The sequence below is a fragment of the Pseudomonas sp. BF-B-26 genome, from assembly GCF_019956495.1.
GTDB lineage: Bacteria > Pseudomonadota > Gammaproteobacteria > Pseudomonadales > Pseudomonadaceae > Aquipseudomonas.
Genome location: NZ_JAHBDP010000132.1, coordinates 1 through 20,632, shown reverse-complemented (window position 1 = coordinate 20,632; position 20,632 = coordinate 1). Strand labels below are relative to the sequence as shown.

General features: G+C 59.7%; 10 protein-coding genes, 2 rRNA genes and 2 pseudogenes. 5 read left to right on the top strand and 9 right to left on the bottom strand.

Annotated features, from left to right (window positions below):
* The first annotated feature begins 4 nt into the window (after positions 1-4).
* Both rrf (KGB03_RS28765) and rrf (KGB03_RS28760) read left to right on the top strand, forming a co-directional pair.
* Positions 5-120, top strand: a 5S ribosomal RNA gene (gene rrf / locus KGB03_RS28765).
* A 106-nt stretch (positions 121-226) separates the two neighbouring features.
* Positions 227-342 (top strand): 5S ribosomal RNA (gene rrf / locus KGB03_RS28760).
* Between the two features lie 78 nt (positions 343-420).
* On the opposite strand, the pseudogene KGB03_RS31245 reads toward rrf (KGB03_RS28760), so the two are convergent.
* A pseudogene (locus tag KGB03_RS31245) lies at positions 421-492 on the bottom strand (RNA polymerase subunit sigma); the annotation flags it as partial.
* A 243-nt stretch (positions 493-735) separates the two neighbouring features.
* On the opposite strand from KGB03_RS31245, the gene KGB03_RS28755 reads away from it, so the two are divergent.
* The gene (locus tag KGB03_RS28755) at positions 736-2,616 is read left to right on the top strand and encodes a methyl-accepting chemotaxis protein (protein WP_218539042.1); all 1,881 of its coding nucleotides are present in this window, start codon (positions 736-738) and stop codon (positions 2,614-2,616) included.
* Positions 2,617-2,760: 144 nt separating this feature from the next.
* On the opposite strand, the gene KGB03_RS28750 is transcribed toward KGB03_RS28755, so the two are convergent.
* From KGB03_RS28750 to KGB03_RS28730, 5 genes are all read right to left on the bottom strand, one after another.
* Positions 2,761-3,228 (bottom strand): SRPBCC family protein, encoded by a 468-nt coding sequence (locus KGB03_RS28750; protein WP_218539043.1) that lies wholly within the window; start codon positions 3,226-3,228, stop codon positions 2,761-2,763.
* A gap of 22 nt (positions 3,229-3,250) precedes the next feature.
* Complete coding sequence (locus KGB03_RS28745; RefSeq protein WP_223530610.1) at positions 3,251-6,667, bottom strand: non-ribosomal peptide synthetase; 3,417 nt, start codon at positions 6,665-6,667, stop codon at positions 3,251-3,253.
* 13 nt (positions 6,668-6,680) lie between these two features.
* Positions 6,681-7,610, bottom strand: coding sequence for a diiron oxygenase (locus KGB03_RS28740; protein ID WP_192411147.1), 930 nt, complete (start codon positions 7,608-7,610; stop codon positions 6,681-6,683).
* Positions 7,607-8,383 carry a DUF3050 domain-containing protein gene (locus KGB03_RS28735; RefSeq protein WP_223530607.1) on the bottom strand — a complete coding sequence of 259 codons (777 nt, stop codon included), beginning with the start codon at positions 8,381-8,383 and terminating at the stop codon, positions 7,607-7,609. The genes KGB03_RS28740 and KGB03_RS28735 overlap by 4 nt, the downstream gene beginning before the upstream one ends.
* A gap of 677 nt (positions 8,384-9,060) precedes the next feature.
* Entirely contained in the window at positions 9,061-9,771 is a 711-nt protein-coding gene (locus tag KGB03_RS28730) for a GntR family transcriptional regulator (RefSeq protein WP_111452692.1), read from the bottom strand.
* Positions 9,772-10,002: 231 nt separating this feature from the next.
* Between KGB03_RS28730 and lapG the strand changes: the two genes are divergently transcribed.
* Both lapG and lapD read left to right on the top strand, forming a co-directional pair.
* Positions 10,003-10,695 carry a cysteine protease LapG gene (lapG, locus tag KGB03_RS28725; RefSeq protein WP_033056174.1) on the top strand — a complete coding sequence of 231 codons (693 nt, stop codon included), beginning with the start codon at positions 10,003-10,005 and terminating at the stop codon, positions 10,693-10,695.
* A gap of 14 nt (positions 10,696-10,709) precedes the next feature.
* On the top strand, positions 10,710-12,656 hold the full coding sequence (gene lapD, locus KGB03_RS28720) for a cyclic di-GMP receptor LapD (protein ID WP_223530605.1): 1,947 nt from the start codon (positions 10,710-10,712) through the stop codon (positions 12,654-12,656).
* A 154-nt stretch (positions 12,657-12,810) separates the two neighbouring features.
* Here the strand turns inward: lapD and KGB03_RS28715 are convergent, their stop codons facing one another.
* The 3 genes and pseudogenes from KGB03_RS28715 to KGB03_RS31485 all read right to left on the bottom strand — a co-directional run.
* Positions 12,811-13,149: a tryptophan synthase subunit beta gene (locus KGB03_RS28715; RefSeq protein WP_111452690.1), complete on the bottom strand. Its 339-nt coding sequence runs from the start codon at positions 13,147-13,149 to the stop codon at positions 12,811-12,813.
* 148 nt (positions 13,150-13,297) lie between these two features.
* Positions 13,298-16,834 carry a beta strand repeat-containing protein gene (locus KGB03_RS31490; RefSeq protein WP_411740382.1) on the bottom strand — a complete coding sequence of 1,179 codons (3,537 nt, stop codon included), beginning with the start codon at positions 16,832-16,834 and terminating at the stop codon, positions 13,298-13,300.
* Between the two features lie 33 nt (positions 16,835-16,867).
* A pseudogene (locus KGB03_RS31485) lies at positions 16,868-20,617 on the bottom strand (tandem-95 repeat protein); the annotation flags it as partial.
* Positions 20,618-20,632 lie beyond the last annotated feature (15 nt).

The following is a 20,632-nucleotide window of genomic DNA, read 5'->3' as shown; positions in this document are numbered from 1 at the left end:
ATTTCTTGACGACCATAGAGCATTGGAACCACCTGATCCCATCCCGAACTCAGCAGTGAAACGATGCATCGCCGATGGTAGTGTGGGGTTTCCCCATGTGAGAGTAGGTCATCGTCAAGATTAAATTCCGAAACCCCTATCTGCGTATGCAGGTAGGGGTTTCGTTTTAGTAGAAGTCACCAATTTTGCTGGCACGTTACGCTGTAACGGGCTGGTCACAGAATTTCTTGACGACCATAGAGCATTGGAACCACCTGATCCCATCCCGAACTCAGCAGTGAAACGATGCATCGCCGATGGTAGTGTGGGGTTTCCCCATGTGAGAGTAGGTCATCGTCAAGATTGAATTCCCAAACCCCTGTCTGCTAACGCAGACAGGGGTTTTGTCGTTCTGGGCTCGCTAAATGTTCAGAAACATACGCGCGACCACGTGTTGAGCCAACCGAGATGGCTTCTGTAAAGCGCCTGTACAGCAAACTCAGGTGAGGACATGAAAACGGACAACTGTCATCACAAAAAAAACTGAGCCGGCGCTCTGGCACACCGTTCGGCGGGTATCTGGCAGAAATGCCGACCATTTCCTACAAACGCCTAAGTTTTCTCCGGTTTGTGCCGACAGCCTGATGAGACATGCGTGCACCAAAGTAGAGCGGCCCCAGAGCCCTGCCTGCGCTGTTACATGGAATGTTGCAACCCGGAACGCATCCCCACTTTTTGCATAAGAAGTCCCATGAAATGAATCTCAAATTCAGCCATAAAATCCTTCTGGCCGCTTCCGGCGTCGTGGTGCTGGCGTTTGCGTTGTTCACTTTGTACAACGACTATCTGCAGCGAAACACCATCCGTCAAAACCTTGAATCGAGCGTCCAGCAGGCCGGTGACTTGACCGCCAGCAGTGTGCAGAACTGGATGAGCGGCCGCGTGCTGGTGCTGGAAAACCTCGCGCAAAACGTCGCCCATCAAGGTGCCAATGCCGACCTCCCGGGGCTGGTCAGTCAACCGGCCCTGACCTCGAACTTCCAGTTCACCTACGTGGGCCAGGCCAACGGCGTGTTCACTCAGCGCCCGGACGCGAAGATGCCTGACGGTTACGATCCGCGTCAGCGTCCCTGGTACAAACAGGCCGTGGCTGCCGACAAGACCATGCTGACCCCGCCTTACATGGCAGCCGTCGGTGGCCTGGTGGTGACCATTGCCCTGCCGGTGAAAAAGAACGGCGAGTTGCTTGGCGTGGTCGGTGGTGACCTGAGCCTGGAAACGCTGGTGAAGATCATCAACTCGGTGGACTTCGGTGGCATCGGCCACGCATTCCTGGTCAGCGCCGACGGTCAGGTGATCGTCAGCCCGGACAAAGACCAGGTGATGAAAAACCTGAAGGACATCTACCCGAACGCCGGGGTGCGCATCGAGAAGGGCAATCAGGAAGTCACCCTGAACAAGCAGGACCGTATCCTTTCGTTCACGCCGGTCAGTGGTTTGCCGAATGCCGAGTGGTACATCGGTCTGTCGATTGACAAGGACAAGGCCTACGCCCCACTCAGCCAGTTCCGCACTTCTGCGCTGATTGCGATGTTCATCGCCGTGACGGCCATTGCAGTGCTGCTGAGCCTGCTGATCAACGTGCTGATGCGTCCGCTGACCACCATGGGCCGTGCGATGCAGGACATCGCTCAAGGCGAGGGCGACCTGACCCGACGTCTGGCCGTGGAAAGCAAAGACGAATTCGGTGAACTGGGTAGTGCGTTCAATCAGTTCGTGGAGCGAATTCACGCGTCGATTTCCGAAGTGTCGTCGGCCACCCGCCAGGTTCACGACCTGTCGCAACGGGTGATGGCTTCGTCCAACGCCTCGATCGTCGGCTCCGACGAGCAAAGCGCCCGCACCAACAGTGTGGCCGCAGCGATCAACCAGTTGGGCGCCGCCACCCAGGAAATCGCCCGCAACGCCGCCGATGCTTCCCAGCACGCCAGCGGCGCGAGCGAGCAGGCCGATGACGGTCGTCAGGTGGTGGAGAAAACCATTCTGGCGATGACCGAGTTGTCGCAGAAAATCAGTCTGTCCTGCACGCAGATCGAAACGCTGAACGCCAGCACCGACAACATCGGGCACATTCTGGATGTGATCAAAGGTATCTCCCAGCAGACCAACTTGCTCGCGCTCAACGCCGCTATCGAAGCGGCTCGCGCTGGTGAAGCCGGTCGTGGTTTTGCGGTGGTGGCGGACGAGGTGCGTAACCTCGCTCACCGTACTCAGGAATCGGCGGAGGAGATCCACAAGATGATCACCTCGCTGCAGATCGGTTCTCGCGAAGCGGTGACCACCATGAACGCCAGTCAGGTCTCCAGCGAGCAGAGCGTCGAAGTGGCGAACCAGGCCGGTCTGCGTCTGGTCAGCGTGACCCAGCGCATTGGCGAAATCGACGGCATGAACCAGTCGGTGGCCGCGGCGACCGAAGAGCAGACGGCGGTCGTGGAAACCCTCAACGTCGACGTTAACCAGATCAACTTGCTGAACCAGCAGAGCGTGGCCAACCTCAATGAAACGTTGAAGGATTGCGATGCGTTGTCCCTGCAGGCGAACCGGTTGAAGCAGTTGGTCGACAGCTTCAAAATCTGATTCAGGTCGGTTGGACCGCGTTATCGTTCTTCGCGAGCAAGCCCGCTCCCACATTCAACCGCGTTTCTTCAGTAGAAATCCGGTCAACTTGTGGGAGCGGGCTTGCTCGCGAATGCGGTGGATGATCACCGCCAAACCAAAGCCTTACGCAAACAGCTTCAACACATTGTTCATCGAGTCATCGGCAAAGCCCTGCACGAAATCCGTGAACCCCGGCAACGCCTCGGCGCCGCCCGGTGCGGGTTCGGCGATGATGGTCCAGGTCGCTCGGGATTTGTTCGTGCCCAGCGGTTCGACACTCATCGCCGCCCACAAATTGGCCACGCCCAAGGTGTTGTAAATCGTGGTCCAGGTCATGTTCAGCGCCTGGTCATCCCGGGAGTTGAGTTGCTCGACCACCAGGTTGCCGTCCTTGAAGAATTTCTTGCGCAGGCACGACACACCTTCACCGGTCATCTCGATGTGCGACAACGCCGGAATGAATTGATCGAAGCCGGCAAAGTTACCGACCACTGCCCAGACCTTCTTGGCATCGGCTGGCACTTCCACCGAGGACACCACGTGGCAGCCTTGAGGATTTTTGATCAGGGTATCGGGTTGTAGGGTTTTCATGGTTTTGCTCCGGTTGAGTGAATCAGATGAAGTTGATTTCTTTGAGGTAATCGCAGCCGCGACGCAGTAGCGCCGGGGATTTTTCCGGGTAGTGCGCGCCCATCTGCCGCACGCCCGCCTGGGCGTTGGCGTGGCCGATCATTGAGATGTCGCCGATGTCTTCCTCGAAGCCGTTGAGGTAGAAACCGAGCACGCCGAACAACGCGTTGTCGCTGTCGACCCGACCCAGTTGCTGCTGCCAGTCGGCGACGCTGACCATGGAAAACTCCCGACCTGCCTCACGGAATGACGCGACGTAGTTGTCCCAGCTCAGAGGCTCGGGGTTGTGCAGGTTGAACACCGCTTTTTCGGCTGAATAACGGCTGGCGTGGAAGGCGATGAACCGGGCGAGGAAGTCCACCGGCATCAGGTCGAAATTCAGCGCGAACTCCGGCACCTGGCCGAGCTGGATCGAGCCTTTGAGCATCAGCATCAAGCGATTCTTGTGAGGCTGGCAGACACCGGTGAGGCTGTTGAAACTGATGTTGCCGGGGCGATATAGATTGACTCGTACACCACGTTCGCGAGCCCGTTCGAGGATCCGCTCACCAACCCATTTGGACAGGTTGTAGCCGTTCTTGATGTAGATCGGCGGGGTCTGCGCGGCGGGCAATTCCAGCACCCGGCCATCGGCGGCAATCGTGCTGGAAGCCGAGAGCGTCGAGACGAAATTAAAGATCTTCTTGCTACGCCCTTCGCACAACCGAAGGCACTCGAAAATCGGCTCAACGTTGTCCCGCGCCAGCGACTCGTAATCGAGTACGTGATTGACGTTGGCGGCGTTGTGCACCAATGCGCCGAACTGCCGATCCAGTCGCTCGTAAACATCCGCTTCGAGCCCCAATGACGGACGGGTAATGTCCGCCGCATAAACCCGCACCCGGCTCAGGTCCAGATGCTCCAGACGGTTTTCTCGCAACGCATGGGCAAACCGCTCGGCCGCCGATTGCCCACCGCCATCGCGCACCAGGCAGGCGACTTCGCTGGCGCCCCAGGCGAGCAATGCTTCAACGATGTGCACGCCGACAAAGCTGTTGGCGCCGGTAACGATCACCTTGTGCACATCGCCCATGCGGTTGACTGGCAACGGCTGGATATCCAGTTCGCGGAAAGCATCGGCCAAGGCCTTTTCGCTCAACACCTCTTCGGTGCCGGAGCCGCGCACCAAGGTCGCCAACTTGGCGATGGTCGGCAATTCGATGAAGCGGTTGATCGAGATGCTGCGACCAAATTCTTCACGCAAACGTAAAAGCATGCGCGACAGCAAGATCGAGTGGCCACCCAGATTGAAGAAACTTTCGTCGGTGGAAATATCGTTGGCGGGCAGCTCCAGCAGCTCGGCCCAGATCTCCAGCAGTAGCACCTCGTCGGCACTGACGGGCAAGCGCCGCAGCGTGTTTTCGGCCACATTCACGGGCATTGCCAGCAGCGCCTTGCGGTCGACCTTGCCGTTGCTGGCGAACGGCATGCTCGGCAGTTCGGTCCAGGCGGCGGGCTGCATGTAATCCGGCAGGAACTGCATCGCATGAGCCTTCAGGGCTTCGCGAGCGGTGCCGGGTTGATCCTCCTGAGGTTGCGCGAGGAAGGCCAGAATCCGTCGATGACTGTCGATGACCACGGCCACCTGGCGGTATAACTGACTGTCGCGCAAGCAGCGTTCGATCTCTTCCGGCTCGACGCGAAAGCCGCGAATCTTCACCTGATTGTCCCGCCGTCCGCACAGCTCAATACCGTCGCGGGTCCACTTCGCCATGTCGCCGGTGCGGTAGGCACGCAGGCTCTGGCCATTGGGCAGGTTCAGGTTCAGATAACGTTCGGCGGTCTGCTGCGGGTTGTTCAGGTAGCCCAGGCATACACCCGGCCCGACGATGTACAACTCACCGACGGCTTGCTCGGCCACCGGTTGAAAATCCTCATCGAGAATCAGCACCTGACTGTTGGCGATAGGTGCGCCTAGAGTGCGGTTACTGTCGCCGGTGCGCAGTTGCCGCGCGGTGATCAACACCGTCGCTTCGGTCGGGCCATAGAGGTTGTAGAGGTTGCCCTGACGGGTGAGTTGCTCGATGACGTAGGGTTCGCAGACATCGCCGCCGGTCATCACGTGATCGAGGCATTGCAGTTGATCCAGCGGCAGGATGCTCAACAACGCTGGCGGCAAAAAGGCATGGCTCAGTTGTTGATGGCGGATCAGTTCGACCAGTTGCAACGGATCGCGGCGCTGATCATCGCCGGGCACGATCAGTTCGGCGCCCTGGAGCAGGGTCGGGAAGATATCGATCAGCGACGAGTCGAAACTCAACGACGAAAATTGCAGCACCCGACTGTGCTCGCTCAGTTGCACATAGTCGGCGTACCACGCGGTGAAGTGCGCGAGGTTGGCCTGGCTGAGCAACACGCCTTTGGGATGGCCGGTGGTGCCCGAGGTATAGAGCGCCATGCACGGCGCCTCTGGATCGGGTCGTTGGCGCATCAAGGGTTGATCAAGATCCACATCGCCAATGTCGATGCTGCTGATGTCGAGTCCCGGCATTTGCGCCGCGAGCGGATGTTCACCGTCATGCAGCAGCAATACTGCCCCGGCGTTTTCCAGAATGTACTGCTGACGTTGCAGCGGATGGCTCGGCTCCAGCGGCAGGTACACCGCGCCACTGCCAAGAATCGCCAGAATCCCCGCATACAACGCGCTGCATTTTGGCAGGCAGATCCCGATCACCAACGGCCCCTGATGCTGAGCGAGCAACGGCTGCAAACGCTGCTGGATGGCGCGGCTGTGGGCGTGCAAATGCCGATAGCTCAGGGACGCGCCGGCAATGTTCAGCGCGGGTCGTTCGGCACACTGGATGAAGCGCTGCTCAAGTCGCTCGATCATCGGGATTTGACTGCGCTCCAGCAGCGCGGGCGCCGCCGTGAGGTTGAGTCGATGGAAAAACGCCAGGCTCTCCAGATAGAGCAGGTTTTCCACGTGCTCGAAGCGAGCGGGAGCCGCAGGATCGGCCAGCAGGAAGTAGTCGGCATCGCGAGAGAACCGGCTGACCAACAGCGCCACGTGATCGACCAGTTCTGCCACTGCCCGCAGGCGCAATGCCTGGCCGTTGCCCGAAGGTTCGTCGGTGATCGGCACGCGAGTGAACAGCGTGGAACCGTAGGTACACAGCAAATCCAGCGGCGGCAGGCCAGAAACTCCAGGTACACCGATACCCAGTTGCAGCGTCAGTCGCGGTGTATTGCCGATGTCTTGAACAGGCAGGCTGGCGTCGTCGATCAGCAAATCAGCGTTACCCAACGGCTGCTCGTCGACGGCCGTCAGCCGCACCAGAGAATGACCGTGTTGTTCAAGTTCCAGCGCCAGGTCGGTCAGGGCCTGGCCTTGTCCAATGAGCAGAATGTCGAGACGTCTCATGATGGGCTCCTCGTTAAACCAGGTAATCGCTGAGGGCGTCTTGCACGCACGGCGAATCGAGCAGCGAACTGCTGCGGAAAAACCGCACGATGTTGGCGACCAGCGGGTGATGGCGATTGATCGGGAAGGCCAGCCCCGACACTTCGCTCTTGAGGGCGTGGCGTGCGGCGTCGCTGATCTGCAAGGATTCGATCAGGCGAAAGTCGAACGACTTCTGGATGTCATTGGTCAGGTAATGGCCGATGAACACCGGCAGGATGTGCGCGATGCATTGGCGGTCTTCCTCGCTCGCGGTGTGCCAGTAGATGCGCACCAGCCGCGCCCAGAACCCGGAGTGGCGACCTTCGTCGAGCAAGTGGTCGGCCATCAGGCCCTTGATCGACTGCTTGACCGTGTCGTCCTTGGCGAACGCCGCGACATCGCCGGTCACGGTGTTCTCGGCGATGGCCACGCAAATCAATTCCACGGCGCTGCGCAGGTGTTCCGGCGCGAGTGCCACGGCTGCAGGAATGGCTCGGCTGAGTTCGATTTCGTCCGGCAGTTCGATGGGCGTGATGCCGGTCATGGCGACGGTCTGTTGCATGAAATCCATGGCCACCAGCGCGTGGTAATCCTCGTCCACCACCACGGTCATGGCGTCGTAGCGACAGGCGAACGGGAAGGCCACGGCGAAGCGATTCTTGGCGATGCTGCGGGCCGTCTTGTCGACGATTTCAGTTTCGAAAATCACCACGTCGTTGATGAATTTGTAGAGCGTCTGCACCAGCGCAAAGTCGCGCTGCTCCGGGCATTCGCGCAGGAAGGTTTCGCTCAGCACCAATGGTTGGCGGCTCAACGGGTAGATCAGTTTGTCGTCGTTCTCAAGCACTCGCCGGGGACGGGTACGGATGGTCGCGCGGCTTTCCCAGGCGTCGGCGAAGGATTGGTAGTCGGCGGCGTTCATGCGTTCACCTCGGCAACCGGTTCGCTCATGCTCAGGCGCAGGCCGTCCCACAAGGCGATGCGGCTTTCCACTGCAGCGATGGCGCTGGCGTAGACGTCTTCTTCGCGTTGCGGATCGCCATCGACCAGCCGGGCGAGGAGTTTTTCAGCGGCGGGGCCGTGGTCTTCGGAATCGACTTCGATGTGCCGTTCGAGGTAGTAACGAAAGGTCGGCGCCTGCTCGATGCCGATGCCCCAGTCATCAAGAATTCGCTGGAACATCTGCGGGATGACGCTCTCGCGACCATGCAGGAATGCCGCCGCAACGCTGTGCCCCGGCGCATGCAGGGCGGTGTGCAACGTGTTGCGCACGAACTGCGCCGCCGCCGGGTCGACGTCCACGCTTTGCAACGCCACGTCGTAACTCACGCCTTCTTTTTGCAGCGCGACGAAGCGTTCGACCACCGCCGTGCTGGCGCCGACTTCGCGCATGGCATCCAGGTACAACTCGAAATGGCTGTAGTGACCCTGGGCTGGGCGATCATCGGATTCTTCACCCAGCACAATTTCATTGATCAGCCGCGCCGCTTGCGGGTCTCTTGGCGGTAACCAGGGCAGTTGCACGCAGGTGAGCTCCTGTTGCAGACGTTTGGTCAGCGACATGAAATCCCACACCGCAAAGACATGGGTTTCCATGAAACGTTGAAGCACCGACAGCGAATGAATTTCGGAGAAGATCGGATGTGCACTAAGTTCTGCTTTCTTCTGGTTGAGACGGTCTTTAGTTGGTTTCATGGGTGAGCCTCTAAGTGAGTTGGGTATGCCGTTGCGGTTTAATGAATAAGCGATCGTTAGTTAAAGCTTTCTGCGGGCGAGCAGAGGCCTCAAACGAATTGATATGGTTAAGTTGCTGTGCGTCGTTAAGTGACGGCCTGGCGCCTGTCTTCAAGGCGGCGGAGAAAAACTAATACATGAATAAAGTGTCGGGCAAGTTATTTTTATATTATTTGAAAGTTTAACTTTTTCGCGCGCGACAAGTTCCAATAAAACTTTTAATTTGAGTTTTATTTGGATGTAGTTACTCCTTCCGGCTTATATAAGTCAGAATTAAAATGAAGAGTGAATGCCTCACTCGAAGCAACTTTATAACTGAGTCATTGAAGTGAAATAGGGGGGCGGAAGTTGACTGGGATCAACGTCGGTTCTTCCTTTCCCGTGGCAAGACTCCTTCCGTAGGTTCTTGGTGCGGGGACTGCTCCGCTCGTGCGGTGCGTCGCCCGTTCATTGTTCGTTGGCAGGCCAAGAGTGAGCGTAAATCACGACAGCCGCCATCACCGGCGCGTCATCGACTCTGAGTCATTGTTGGTCTTGAGAGGGGTAAATCGAGGGCAGAGCTTTGGAGAGGGGCGTCGCGCAGTGCGGCAAGCGAGAACGAGCAGTTCAATCTGCTCGCTCAGGTTTACTGACGTGGGTTACTTGGAGGTTTTCTTGTTCAGCGCTTCGGGGCTGTTGAGGTAGCGTGTGATGACTTCGACACCCCGGTTGAGGTGATGTTCGAGCAACTTCACCGCGCGCTCGACGTCCCGGTTTTCGACGGCCAGCAAGAGCGCCCGGTGGTCTTCCTGGGACAGTTTGCCCAGGCCCATGGCTTCCAGGTTGAAGCGCAGGAAGCGCTCCTCTTCGTTCAATCCGTCTTCCACCAGTCTCAATAGCCGTTGGTTAGGCGCCTTGCAGTACAGCGCCATGTGGAAGAGCCGATTGAGCCGGCCGATTTCGGTGTAGTCGTTTTGCGTTTCCAGTTCGTCGATGTAGCGTGCGGCCTGTTCGAGATCCTCATCAACGAGTAACGGGATCGACAGGCGCAACGCTTCGGATTCCAGCAGGATCCGCAGCGCATAGGTTTCCACGGCATCGCCCTGAACCAGCGGTGCGACCACTGCACCTTTATGGGCGATGACGTTGAGCAGCGCCTGCGCTTCGAGCTGGCGCAAGGCTTCGCGCACCGGCATGCGGCTGACACCGAAAAGATCGGCCAAATCTTGCTGACGCAGGGCGGTGCCGCAGGGAATGCGACCGTCGAGAATGGCCGAACGCAGCGTTTCTTCGATCACCGAGCGTGCCAAGTGAGCGGGAATCGGCCCGTTGACCTTGATGCTGTTCAGAGGATTGGGCTTCTGTGTCACAACTACGCACCCTGTTTGAGTGAAATAAATTTGGATCCAAGGGGACACTAGTGACTGCCTGACAGGTTGTCAAACGGACAAAATATCGCCCTGAGGTGGCCCCGATGTTTTTTATTGCACCTGCCATACAAAGTTTAGCGCGCCAGCAGTGATCTCACCGTGCCATTGTCTTTTACCGGGCTAACCTGCACCATCGACCCATTTCCACCTGTCTCATCAGGATGCCTCGCATTGGCGGTACGTTTCGCGATCCCTCGGACTTTGCGCTGGCTGTGCTGCGCGTTGCTGCTGGCCGGCGTTATGCTGGGCGGGCTGCATGCCGATTGGGATTTTTCGCTGATCAGCCGTCGCGCGCAGGCATTGTACGGGCCATTGGGCGAAGGACAGCCACGCATTGATGCCTGGCAGCACTTATTGGTCACGCAAAAGCAAGTTGGCGAGCTCGAACAGCTTAAAGTGGTCAATCAATTCTTCAACAAACAGATGCGTTACGAGGAAGACATCGACCTGTGGCACGAGGTCGATTATTGGGAAACACCCATCGAGGCTCTTTGGAAGGGCGCCGGCGATTGCGAAGACTACGCGATCGCCAAGTATTTCAGCCTGCGTCATCTCGGCGTCGCCAGTGACAAGCTGCGTATTACTTACGTCAAGGCCTTGCGCCTGAATCGGGCGCACATGGTGTTGACCTACTACTCAAGCCCCGAGGCCATGCCGCTGGTACTCGACAGCCTGATCGATGCGATCAAACCGGCCAGCCAGCGAACCGATTTGCTGCCGGTCTACTCTTTTAATGCCGAAGGGTTGTGGTTGCCGGGCGCCAAGGGCAACAAGAAGGTCGGTGACACCAAACGCCTGTCTCGTTGGCAGGACGTGTTGAAGAAAATGCAGGCCGAAGGTTTCCCGGTCGAGACGACTAACTAGGAGCACGCGCTCAGATGTCTTTGTTCAAACAGCTGTTGATCGCTATCTGTCTATTCCTGGTGATCGCCTTCACCGGTAGCTTCGTGGTCAGCCTGGAAAGCTCGCGCACCCAATACGTCAATCAGCTGCGCTCCCACGCCCAGGATGCCGCGACGGCATTGGCGCTGTCCCTGACACCGAACATCGACGACCCGGCGATGGTCGAGTTGCTGGTCAGTTCGATCTTCGACAGCGGTTATTACGCGAGCATCCGCGTGGTCGACCTCAAGACCGATCAGACGCTCGTCGAGCGCAGCGGCATTCCAGCGGTGAACAACGTGCCGGACTGGTTCGTCAAAATGATCGGGCTGGAAGCAGCCGGTGGTGATGCCCTCGTCAGCCGTGGCTGGGAGCAGGCGGCGCGGGTCGAGGTGGTCAGCCACCCGATGTTCGCGTTGGCCAAGCTCTGGCAGAGCGCGCTGGGCAGTCTTGGCTGGTTGCTGATCTGCGGTGCGGTGAGCGCGGTGCTGGGCGCGCTGTTGTTGCGTCGGCAACTGAAGCCGCTGGATTACATGGTCAAGCAATCTCACGCCATCGCTCGCCGCGAATTCCTCAGCCTGCCGCAACTGCCGCGCACGCCGGAACTGCGGCGTGTCGTGCAGGCCATGAACCAGATGGTCGAGAAGCTTAAGGCGCTGTTCCAGGAACAGGCCGAGCGCAGTGAAAAACTGCGGGCCGAGTCCTATCAGGACAACCTGACGGGGCTGGCCAACCGTCGTTATTTCGAGATGCAATTGAACGCCCGAGTGAGCAATCCGGAGCAGGCGAGTTCCGGTTATTTGCTGCTATTGCGGGTCAGTGACCTGGCCGGGTTGAACCAGCGGTTGGGTGGTCAACGCACTGACCAGTTGTTGAAAGCGGTTGGCGAGCAGTTGTCCCGAGAGTGCGCCAAATACCCGGAAACCCTGAACCTCGTGACGCGGATTCGCGGCGGTGAGTTTGCCGTGTTGGCGCCGGGGCTGGTGCGCGAAGAAGCGCTGCAACTGGCGCAGAACCTTGACAGTGCCTTGGCGAGCCTGCACGCGACGGGCGCCACCGACGTGGCCTCGGTGGCCTCGATCGGGCTGGCGCCGTTTGCGTATGGCGACTCCCCGCAAGCGGTGCTTGGGTTGGGCGATCAGGCGTTGGCTCAGGCAGAAGGCCAGGGCGATTCGAGCTGGGTCTGCCTGGATCACAGCGCCTCGGCCAGCGTCGGCGATGACCATCATGCCTGGCATAAATTGTTGGATCAGGCGTTGAATCAGCGGCGTTTCGAGCTGTATTTCCAGCCGGTGGTGGCCGCCCAGGACACGCAGTTGGTGCTGCATTACAAGGTGCTGTCGCGTTTGATCGACGACGAGGGCCAGACCATTCCCGCCGGGCGCTTCCTGCCGTGGCTCGAGCGTTTTGGCTGGACCGCGCGACTTGATCGGCTGATGTTGGAGCTGGTGCTTGAGCAAATGGCCGGCCATAAAGAGTCGCTGGCGCTGAACCTGTCTTCAGCGACGCTGGCCGATCCGCAGGTATTGAATAAAGTCTTCGAAATGCTGCGTCAGCATTCGGATCTCGGGGAGCGATTGACCCTGGAAATCGGTGAGGAGCAGTTGCCGGAGCAAGCCACGCTGGAAGAGCTGACGCGACGCCTGCGCGAACTCGGGTTCTCCCTGAGCCTGCAACGCTTTGGCGGGCGCTTCAGCATGATCGGCAACCTGGCGCGGCTTGGGTTGGCGTATCTGAAGATCGACGGCAGTTACATCCGGGCGATTGATCAGGAGAGTGACAAGCGCCTGTTCATCGAGGCAATTCAGCGGGCGGCGCACAGCATCGATTTGCCGTTGATTGCCGAGCGGGTCGAGACGGAAGGGGAGTTGATGGTGATTCGTGAGATGGGGTTGTATGGGGTTCAGGGGCAATTGTTTGGTGAGCCGAAGCCTTGGCAGTGAGGCTTTATAGCTGAATCGTCAATCAGTCCGCCTTCGCGAGCAAGCCCGCTCCCACATTGGTTATGCGTTGTACCGCAATGGTGCGTACAACCGAATCCCCTGTGGGAGCGGGCTTGCTCGCGAAGGCGTCCGAACAGACAACAACAATGGGGCCTTAGATCAACCCCGTCTCATCATCATCGATCAATTGACTCAACCCGCCCAACGCCTCACGGGCCTGGGTCCGGTCCATCAGCTTGGCTTGTGCGGCCGGCGGCAGGTCGGTGACGCGGATCACGCCTTTGCTGGTCAGCACCTGGATCAAGTCGTCGAGTACCCGGATCATTTCCAGGTCGCTCTGTTTGAGCTGTTTGAGGCTGGTTTCCACCACTTCGTGGGCATACCAGTCCTGGATTTCATGGTGATCGGCCGGCAGCGTTTCCGTGGCCTCGGCGTAGGCCGTGGCTTCCACGCGCACTAACTGACCTTGCGCATCGCGTTGCACGTAGAACATTGAACATCCCTCGGAAATGGACCCGCATCATGCTTTCAGCAGCATAGGCCAACTGGACGCGAGTATGCGGTGCGGCGACGAAATCGTCACCGGGGTGTTGGGCGCAAACGTGACGGCCACCCCATAAGGGTGGCCGTTTTTCGTTGGATCAGCTGTTGTTGTGATCGATTTTGATGGTCGGGTCACTGCCGGCAATCAACGAGTTGATGCTGGCGCTGGACCAGTTGTTGCCTTCCAGTTTGATCGTCACATCGGGTTGCGCCGCTGCAGCGTCAGCGCCGTTGAACTTGCCGGCGGAGCTGACTTGCAGGGACGAAACGCCGTCCACGGTGGTGATCTTCAGGAAGTTGTCGATGGTGCTGCCGGTTTCCCCCTGCAGCAGATCGTGCAGGTCGATGCGATCACCCTCGCTGGCCTTGAAGTCCTTGATCACGTCGCTGCCAGTGTCACCGGCCTTCCAGACGAAGGTGTCGCCACCCGAACCACCGATCAGAAGATCGTTGCCCTGACCGCCCATCAGCGAATCGTTACCGCTGCCACCGAGCAGGATGTCATTGCCCTTGCCGGCGTCGAGAAGGTCATTGCCACCCTGGCCGAAGAGAATGTCATTGCCGGTACCGCCCAGCAGTGAGTCATTACCGTCATGCGCCCCGGACACATCGAACGCGGTGTAGTGCTCGGTGATGAACTGGTGCACGTTGCTGGTGGTGACTTTGCTGACGTCCACGCCGGTTTGCTGGGCGACGAACGCCTGCATCGCCTGATAACCCTCGCCGGCAATGCCGTTGAAACTCACCAGGTCGCCGAACAGGATGTCGTTGCCGTCACCGCCATTTACCGTGTCGGAACCTGGTTGCGTCGCTTCGGTGTGACCGATGATCGAGTTGGCCAAGTTACTCGGATCAATGTTGGTTTGCGGCGTATGGTCCGAGTCGTACGGGCTCAAGTCGGCAAGGGTGACGCCCTTGTTCAGACCAATGGCTTCAACGTTGGACACATTGCTCAGCAGCGCGAAGCTGGAGGCGGAGTTGTCGACAATCGTCTGATCACTGCCGCTGCCCGTCGTGTAGGACAACTCGTAAGTACCGTCGCCTTGAGCGTGTACGGTTCCCACGTCACTGGCTTTCCAGCTCTTGGAGCCGTTTAAGGTGTACAGCGTCGCATTCCCTTCACTGTCGATGGTCAGTTTGTGAGTACTGTCGATTGTCGTGGAGAAGGTATCTCCCGGCTTGTAATTGCTGGTTTTCACCACGTCATCGAGCTTCACGTTGCCGTACAGCGTCGGGTTGGTCTGTTCGCCACTCTGGTAGTAGTTCGGCTGGCCGTCGGTGATGAAGTACGTGAGGTTCTTCGCCCCGGTGTTGGCCACGGCGTCAGCGCTCTGGAACCAATTGGCCGTGGTTTTGAATACATCTTCGTAGTTGGTCACACCGCCGGACGACATCGAGTCCAGTACCGATTTGAGCGCGGTCAGGGCGTTCGGATCGTTCAGGTTGACCGATACCGACTTGTTGACCTGGGTATCGAAGTCCACCAGGAAGATGTTCACGGTGCCCGAGTTGCCGCCCATGCTCTGCTTGAGGGTGTTGAACACCGAGGTCAGCGAGTCCTTGGCTGAGTTGATCGACGACGCGCTCATGCTGCCCGAGCTGTCGACCATGAACGCGATGTTGTAATTGGTGCCCGGCACCACGGTCAGCCCGCCGATGTCGGCGACCATGATGTCGTTGCCGCTGGTGCCGGTGATGGTGTCATCAGCCGCCGTGGCGGTGACAGCGTTGTAGACCGCGGGATTGATCGTGATCGGAATCTGTATCGAACTGGTGGCCGAATCACCCTGGCTTTCGGTCGAGACGGCCGTAACGGTCAGCGTGTTGGTACCGGTGGCGTACGGTGCCGGGGTGTAGCTCAACTTGCTCACATCCCACCCGCTGAGGTCGACAACAGCGTTACCGGTCGTGCCTGTGAAGGTGTGCGTGCCGTCGGTCAGGGTCGCACCTGCCGGGATGCCGCCGATGGTGGTGATGGTCTGGGTTTCAGAACCATCAGTGTCCGGCGACGTTACCTTCAAGCCCAACGCAATGCTGCTGTTCTCGGCCACCTGAGTCGTGGTGGCGGTCACGATCGGTGCATCTGCGACCGCGGTCACATTGATTTCCAGGGTGGTGTGTGAACCGGTGCTGGTGGTGTAGGTCACCGTCGGAACCTGGCCGCTCCAGTTGCTGACCGGGGTGAAGGTGTAAGCCCCGTTTGCCGCAAGCACCAAGGTGCCGATGTTGGCGATGGTCGCCGTGGCGCCTGCCGTGTACTCGGTGCCACCCACCGTGAACTTGGCCACGCTCAGGACGTTATCCACATCGCGGTCGTTAGTCAGTACGTTACCGGTAGCGATCTTGTCCTCGAGAACTGTGTTGATGTCGGCAGTCAGCACACTCGGGTCATCAACCGGGGTAACGCTGATGTTCAAGGTCGAGGTGACATTACTGCCCGAACCGTCGGTGACGGTGTAGCTGACCGTCGGCACTGTGCCGTTGTAGTTGGCGGTCGGAGTGAAGGCGTACGCACCGCTCGCCCCGATCACCAGGGTGCCGACGTTGGCGATATTCGCCGTGGCGCCTGCTGCGTAAGTAGTCCCGCCGATGGTGAAGTTGACCACGCTGACCGGGCCGTCGACGCTGCTCGTGCCGGAGAGGACGCTGCCGGTAATGGCGGTGTCTTCCAGGGTGGAGATCGTTTCGCTGGCGTCGATGAAGTTGTCGTTGACCGGGGTGACGCTGATGTTCAGCGTCGAGGTCACGTTGCTGCCCGAACCGTCGGTGACGGTGTAGCTGACCGTCGGCACGCTGCCGTTGTAGTCGGCGGCCGGCGTGAAGGTGTAAGCCCCGTTCGCCCCGATGACCAGGGTGCCGACGTTGGCGATAGTCGCCGTGGCGCCTGCTGCATAGGTGGTCGCACCGACGGTGAAGTTGACCACGCTGACCGGGCCGTCGACGCTTGAAGTGCCCGCCAACACGTTGCCGGTGGCCAAGGTGTCTTCGTTAACGGTGACGGTTTCGCTGACGTCGGTGAAGTTGTCGTTCACCGGGGTGACGCTGATGTTCAGCGTCGAAGTAACGTTGCTACCCGAACCGTCGGTGACGGTGTAGCTGACCGTCGGCACGCTGCCGTTGTAGTCGGCGGCCGGCGTGAAGGTGTAAGCCCCGTTCGCCCCGATGACCAGGGTGCCGACGTTGGCGATGGTCGCCGTGGCGCCTGCTGCGTAAGTGGTCGCACCGACGGTGAAGTTGACCACGCTGACCGGGCCATCAACGCTGCTCGTGCCGGTGAGAACGCTGCCGGTAATGGCGGTGTCTTCCAGGGTGGAGATCGTTTCGCTGGCGTCGATGAAGTTGTCGTTGACCGGGGTGACGCTGATGTTCAGCGTCGAGCTGACGTTGCTGCCCGAACCGTCGGTGACGGTGTAGCTGACCGTTGGAACCGTGCCGTTGTAGTCGGCGGCCGGGGTGAAGGTGTAAGCCCCGTTCGCCCCGATCACCAGAGTACCGACGTTGGCGATAGTCGCCGTGGCGCCTGCCGCGTAAGTGGTCGCACCGACGGTAAAGTTGACCACGCTGACCGGACCATCGACGCTGCTGGTACCCGTGAGCACGCTGCCGGTCACCAGGGCGTCTTCGCTGGTGGTCACGGTTTCGCTGATGTCGGTGAAACTGTCGTCGACCGGGGTGACGCTGATATTCAGGGTCGAGCTGACATTGCTGCCGGAACCGTCGGTGACGGTGTAGCTGACCGTTGGCACTGTGCCGTTGTAGTCGGCGGCCGGGGTGAAGGTGTAAGCACCGCTCGCCCCGATGACCAGGGTGCCGACGTTGGCGATGGTCGCGGTTTCACCGGCCTGGTACTGGGTACCGCCAACCGTGAAATTGAGCACGCTGACCGGGCCGTCGACGCTGTTGGTGCCGGTGAGGACGCTGCCGGTCACCAGGGCGTCTTCGCTGGTGGTCACGGTTTCGCTGATGTCGGTGAAGCTGTCGTCGACCGGGGTGACGCTGATGTTCAGAGTCGAGCTGACGTTGCTGCCCGAACCGTCGGTGACGGTGTAGCTGACCGTCGGCACCGTGCCGTTGTAGTCGGCGGCCGGCGTGAAGGTGTAAGTCCCGTTCGCCCCGATGACCAGGGTGCCGACGTTGGCGATAGTCGCCGTGGCGCCTGCCACATAAGTGGTCGCACCGACGGTGAAGTTGACCACGCTGATCGGACCGTCGACGCTCGAAGTACCCGCCAACACGTTGCCGGTGGCCAAGGTGTCTTCGTTAACGGTGACGGTTTCGCTGACGTCGGTGAAGCTGTCGTCGACCGGGGTGACGCTGATGTTCAGGGTCGAGGTGACGTCAGATCCAGAACCGTCGGTGACGGTGTAGCTGATCGTCGGCACCGTGCCGTTGTAGTTGGCCGCCGGAGTGAAGGTGTACGTACCGCTTGCCCCGATCACCAGGGTGCCGACGTTGGCGATATTCGCCGTGGCGCCTGCTGCGTAAGTAGTCCCGCCAATGGTGAAATTGACCACGCTGACCGGGCCATCCACGCTCGATGTACCCGCCAACACGTTGCCGGTAGCCAGGGTGTCTTCGTTAACGGTGACGGTTTCGCTGGCGTCGGTGAAGTTGTCGTTGACCGGGGTGACGCTGATGTTCAGGGTCGAGGTGACGTCAGATCCGGAACCGTCGGTGACGGTGTAGCTGATCGTCGGCACCGTGCCGTTGTAGTTGGCCGCCGGCGTGAAGGTGTACGTACCGCTTGCCCCGATCACCAGGGTGCCGACGTTGGCGATATCCGCCGTGGCGCCTGCTGCGTAAGTAGTCCCGCCAATGGTGAAGTTGACCACGCTGACCGGGCCATCCACGCTCGATGTACCCGCCAACACGTTGCCGGTGGCCAAGGTGTCTTCGTTAACGGTGACGGTTTCGCTGACGTCGGTGAAGTTGTCGTTGACCGGGGTGACGCTGATGTTCAGGGTCGAGGTAACGTTGCTGCCCGAACCGTCGGTGACGGTGTAGCTGACCGTTGGAACCGTGCCGTTGTAGTCGGCGGCCGGGGTGAAGGTGTAAGCCCCGTTCACCCCGATGACCAGGGTACCGACGTTGGCAATGGTCGCCGTGCTGCCTGCCACATAAGTGGTCGTACCGACGGTGAAGTTGACCACGCTGACCGGGCCGTCGACGCTCGAAGTACCCGCCAACACGTTGCCGGTGGCCAAGGTGTCTTCGTTAACGGTGACGGTTTCGCTGACGTCGGTGAAGTTGTCGTTGACCGGGGTGACGCTGATGTTCAGGGTCGAGGTAACGTTGCTGCCCGAACCATCGGTGACGGTGTAGCTGACCGTCGGCACCGTGCCGTTGTAGTCGGCGGCCGGGGTGAAGGTGTAAGCCCCGTTCACCCCGATCACCAGGGTGCCGACGTTGGCGATAGTCGCCGTGCTGCCTGCCACATAAGTGGTCGCACCGACAGTGAAGTTGACCACGCTGACCGGGCCGTCGACGCTCAAAGTGCCCGACAGTACGCTGCCGGTAGCCACGGAGTCTTCGTTAACGGTGACGGTTTCGCTGACGTCGGTGAAGTTGTCGTTCACCGGCGTAACACTGATGTTCAGGGTACTGCTCGAGCCGGTGTTGGTGGTGTATGTCACCTGTGGAACGTTGCCATTCCAGTCGGCAGCCGGCTGGAAGGTGTAGTCGCCGTTGCTGGCGATGATCAGCGTTCCGACACCGCTAATGGTCGCGGTCTGGCCCGCCGTGAAGCTGCCGTTGACCCCGGTCACGTTGAAGCTGGTGACGCTCAGGACGTTATCGACATCGCTGTCGTTGCCCAGCACGTTGCCGGTCGCGTTGTGGTCTTCGTCGACGGTGATCTTGTCCGCCTGCAGCACGCTTGCGTCATCGACGGCACCGACATGCACCACCAACGGCAGCGAGGTGCTGGCGCTTGGGGCATCGCCGTCTTTGGCGGTGGCCGTCACGGTCAGGGGGATGTCGCCATTGAAGTTCGTCGGCGGTGTCAGCTTGAGTGTGGACAGGTTCCAACCAGTAATGTCCACCGACGTCGAGCCGTCGGCAGCATTGAAGGTGTGGGTGCCGTCGGTGAGCCTTGAACCCGTCGGCAAGCCGTTCAGGGTGAGAGTGAGTGTTTCCGAACCATCGACGTCGTTGGTGTGGGCCTGGATGGTCGACAACAGGATCGCGTGGTCTTCAAGGCCCGAGTTGAGCACCTGGGTGACATCGATGTTGTCCAGCACGCCGCCCAGGCTATTTCTGTCCCCGGCGCGGAACTCGAGTTTCTGGTTGCCATCGGCAGTGACCGGAATGTCGAAACTGTAGTGCTGCATGCCGGTGGTCGTGGTGTTCAAGGTGCCAATGAGTTGGCCGCCCCAGTACACATTGATGTGCGAATTCACCACACCTGCACGCGGTGCATAGTCGAACGACACGTTATAGGTGCTGCCGGCCTTGGCATCGATAGTGGTGTAGAGGTTGCTCGCATCGCCGGCGTTGCGCTCCAGTTCAATGACCTGGTTATCGCCCCCGGCACCATAGACGCTGGCCTTGCCGATTTCGACCATGCCACCGCTGTTGTCAGTGTGCCAAACGCCGTTGCCGAGCTGGCTGACATTGACGTCGCCAACGGCGCCGTTCAGAGCGACTTCCTGGAAGTCGGTCGAGACGACCGTACCGCCACCCGTCAGTGACAGGCTTGGGGTATCGGTTATTGGCGCGACGACAATGGTGCCGGTTTCCGAAGACGCAGAGGGCATGCCCTGGTTATCGGTCGAGGTGTAGGTGAATTGGGTGGTGCCACTCCAGTCGCCGGTAGGCTTGAAGTAAACCGTAGCGCCGTTGGCGGTTGCGGAGATGACACTGCTGGCAGTCAACGCGATGGTCCCGGCGGCGTCAGCGTAAAACACACCGTTGGCCGGCAGGCTGGTCAGGTTGAAGTGCCCGACAGTGCCGTCGATGTCATTGCCGCCGAGTTGTACGGCGATCAATTGATCTTCATTACCAGTGGCCGAGGTAGTGCTGACGGTCGGAGCGTCGTTGACCGAGTTGACCGTGATGTCCAGCGTGCTGCTGGAATTGGTGTTGGTGGTGTAGCTGATCTGCGGAGCGGTGCCATTCCAGTTCGCCGTTGGGGTGAAACTGTAGTCGCCATTGGCGGCGATAGTCACTGTGCCGACGCCGGCGATAGTCGCGACTTGACCCGCGGTAAAGGAACCGGTGACGCCTTGTACGGTGAATGTCGCGACACTCAGGGTGCTTTCGACATCGCTGTCATTGCTCAGCACATTGCCGGTGGCGACGGTGTCTTCAGCGATGGTTTGGGCATCGGCGGTCAGCACGCTCGCGTCGTCGACCGGAGTGACGTTCAGGTCCAGGGTGCTGGTCGAGCCAGTGTTGGTGGTGTAGCTGACTTGCGGCACGGCGCCGTTGTAGTT

Excerpts from the sequence above, each read along its gene's own strand:
- KGB03_RS28755 (WP_218539042.1), top strand. The coding sequence starts at position 736 with ATGAATCTCAAATTCAGCCATAAAATCCTTCTGGCCGCTTCCGGCGTC.
- KGB03_RS28750 (WP_218539043.1), bottom strand. The coding sequence starts at position 3,228 with ATGAAAACCCTACAACCCGATACCCTGATCAAAAATCCTCAAGGCTGC.
- KGB03_RS28745 (WP_223530610.1), bottom strand. The coding sequence starts at position 6,667 with ATGAGACGTCTCGACATTCTGCTCATTGGACAAGGCCAGGCCCTGACC.
- KGB03_RS28740 (WP_192411147.1), bottom strand. The coding sequence starts at position 7,610 with ATGAACGCCGCCGACTACCAATCCTTCGCCGACGCCTGGGAAAGCCGC.
- KGB03_RS28735 (WP_223530607.1), bottom strand. The coding sequence starts at position 8,383 with ATGAAACCAACTAAAGACCGTCTCAACCAGAAGAAAGCAGAACTTAGT.
- lapD (WP_223530605.1), top strand. The coding sequence starts at position 10,710 with ATGTCTTTGTTCAAACAGCTGTTGATCGCTATCTGTCTATTCCTGGTG.
- KGB03_RS28715 (WP_111452690.1), bottom strand. The coding sequence starts at position 13,149 with ATGTTCTACGTGCAACGCGATGCGCAAGGTCAGTTAGTGCGCGTGGAA.